This window comes from Flavobacterium macrobrachii, from assembly GCF_014486675.1.
GTDB lineage: Bacteria > Bacteroidota > Bacteroidia > Flavobacteriales > Flavobacteriaceae > Flavobacterium > Flavobacterium macrobrachii.
In genome coordinates, this window is the sequence record NZ_JACTAC010000134.1 from 1 (window position 1) to 2,301 (window position 2,301).

At 29.3% G+C, this 2,301-nt stretch carries 2 protein-coding genes; both read right to left on the reverse strand.

The window, feature by feature from the left end; translation table 11 throughout:
• Positions 1-14 precede the first annotated feature (14 nt).
• Entirely contained in the window at positions 15-1,274 is a 1,260-nt protein-coding gene (locus tag IAI56_RS15505) for a T9SS type A sorting domain-containing protein (RefSeq protein WP_187658725.1), read from the reverse strand.
• Between the two features lie 86 nt (positions 1,275-1,360).
• Positions 1,361-2,149 (reverse strand): hypothetical protein, encoded by a 789-nt coding sequence (locus tag IAI56_RS15510; protein WP_187658726.1) that lies wholly within the window; start codon positions 2,147-2,149, stop codon positions 1,361-1,363.
• Positions 2,150-2,301: the final 152 nt, after the last annotated feature.

The window sequence follows — 2,301 nt, forward strand, 5'->3', positions numbered from 1 at the left end:
GGCAGTAGTATTTTTTAATTTTTCACTATTTTTTTATAAATAACCTTTTCATTTGAATTGATTTTTATAACATAAACACCTGTTTTAAAATTAGTCAAATCAATTTCTGAACTAACGTTATTTTCCACTAAAAGTATTTTGCCTGAAATATCTATAATTGTAACATTGTCTATTTTACTTTCATTTTTCAATTCTACACTTAAGAAGTCTTTACAAGGATTTGGATATATAGAAACACTATCACTGTCGAAAACTGTTATACCAAGTGTTGAACAATTAAATAATATTGGAGTATTCTTATCTGTATAAGTGCCATCACCTAAAGCTCCTGAACCATTGTATCCCATAGAATATAAATTATTACTATTATTTAATAATAATGTGTGAAATCTTGCGGCACTAATTTTATTCCAATCACTATTTGTTCCTATTTGAATAGGTAATGTGTTAATATCCAGATTGTTTCCGGTTCCTAATTGACCATAAGTATTCGTTCCTTTACACCAGATTGTATTATTTGATTTTTTAATTATTACATACTGTTGTCCAGCTGAAACAGAAATCCAATTATTATCTGTTCCCTCTTGAACTGCACTTGAAAATCCTGTATTAAATCTCCATAAAGTACCATCTGTTTTTATACCCCAATTTGAATTCACATTAATTGAAAAATCTTGCCAATTATTTGAATTTCCAACTTGGTTAAAATTATTTACATCATTACCAATTAGATACCATAAAGTTCCATTTGTCTTCAAAGCAAGGGTATTAGAATCGTTAGTTTCGATTTTAACCCAATCATTTGCCGTTCCAATTTGTGTCGGTGTCAACAAATCCGGACCATTATCTGCGGCACCCCAAGCCCATAACGTTCCATCTGTTTTCAGAGCAATACTATGATAGCTACCCGCGGAAATACTCATCCAATTATTAGCGGTGCCAATTTGAATTGGTGTAGATCTAATTATTGTTGTACCATCGCCAACTTGCGCATTGCTGTTTTGTCCCCAAGCCCATAAAGTTCCATCATTTTTTATTGCGAGAACGTGATTCATACCTGCACTTACTTTCTGCCAATTTGTAGCAGTTCCAATTTGTGTTGGCGGTATTGCTCCTGAAAGATTGTTTCCACCAATAGGTCTACCCCAAGCCCAAAGTGAATTATCTGTTTTTATTGCAATTGTAAAGAAGTCTCCAGCAGATATTGAAGAAATACATTGACTGTATGTGTTTGTAAAAAAGCAGATAAAGAAAATAAGTTTAATAGTTTTCATATATTTAAGGTTTTAGAATTCATTTATTAAATCAACTTTAATTTTAATTTTGTTTAAGAATATAAATACTGTTTGGATAATATTTTTTAATGTTCAGCGTCTTTGTAACGTTCATATAATTTGTTTTTATCAATAAGTTCAATTTTATATGTTCTTTCAAAATATTCAAAAGATGTTTTTATTACTTGATATGAATATTGAATAATTTCAGCAAACATTAAATAAGTATTGTCTTGGCTTGGATTAATTTTTCTTTCTAGTCTAAAGCTGAAATTAGAATAATGTACAAAATCTGAGAGATGCCCCCAAAAATAGTAGGCTCTTCTTAATTTATGTGCATAATTTTCATCATTAAGTTTTCCAATAATATTTCCCATATTATCAAACGTTTTTAATTTAAAATCTTCTTTATTGATGAAGTATTCTGCATTATTGTTTTGTTTTTTAAAACTTTCTTTTAATTCTTCAATTTGTTTGTAAGTTGGATAGTTAGGATATTTTCCGTCTAATTTAGTTTCATTGAGAACTGCTAGTTTTTTTAATCGTATAAAATTTTTATTGTAAGCATCTGAATTAAACTTTATCATCATTTCATTACTGTCAATTTGATTAACTATATATGTTAGATGAATGAAATCATCAATGATACAACGAAATAAAATTAATTGTGAACCTAAATAAGTTGAGTTTTTATTTTTGAAAAGAATAAGTAAATCTTTTGTCAATATATAATGTCGATTAATAATCCCAGTAAAAAAACACTCTGCTTCTTTTTTTAGGTCAATATTTAATTCTTCAATCTGTTTCAGATTGTCATAAGCAAACAAAGAATTTAATTCTAAAAGTGAAATTATATTTTCTTTCGATAAAGTCATTTCGTCAATTTTGGGGTAATATTACTGCCAACGGCTACGTATTGGCGATGGTGGGGCATTTGACAAACGTCAGCCCAACATTTGCACAAATGCCCGATAGAAGCACAAGTGTTGAGTTTACAACTGTCAGCCCCACTATTGCCAATACGATG

What these genes read in the sequence shown, in the direction of transcription:
- IAI56_RS15510 (WP_187658726.1), bottom strand. Translation starts at nt 2,149, where the DNA reads ATGACTTTATCGAAAGAAAATATAATTTCACTTTTAGAATTAAATTCT.
- IAI56_RS15505 (WP_187658725.1), bottom strand. Translation starts at nt 1,274, where the DNA reads ATGAAAACTATTAAACTTATTTTCTTTATCTGCTTTTTTACAAACACA.